The organism is Pseudomonas sp. BMS12 (genome assembly GCF_001592875.1).
Lineage (GTDB): Bacteria > Pseudomonadota > Gammaproteobacteria > Pseudomonadales > Pseudomonadaceae > Aquipseudomonas.
Genome location: NZ_LSOF01000046.1, coordinates 1 through 222, shown reverse-complemented (window position 1 = coordinate 222; position 222 = coordinate 1). Strand labels below are relative to the sequence as shown.

Annotated in this window: 1 protein-coding gene; it reads right to left on the bottom strand. The window is 69.8% G+C overall.

The window, feature by feature from the left end; translation table 11 throughout:
- On the bottom strand, positions 1-222 hold a 222-nt coding region (locus AYB31_RS20980; protein WP_269085739.1), incomplete at both ends, for a contractile injection system protein, VgrG/Pvc8 family.

The window sequence follows — 222 nt, the reverse complement described above, 5'->3', positions numbered from 1 at the left end:
TACGCTGGTTGGTGCGGTGGCCGAGCCAGGCCAGCTGCGGGCGCAGGGTCAGGTGGTAGCGGGTCAGGCGCTGGCCGGAGTCACCCTGCGCTGCACTGTGCACCTGGGCGTGGATGCCGTTGCCTTGCGCATCCAGGGCGAGAAAAGCCGGCTGGCCGAGCAGGGCGGCCAGGTCGAGATCGGGGCGTTCGCTGACCAGGGTCAGCTCGAACACGAAGGGCT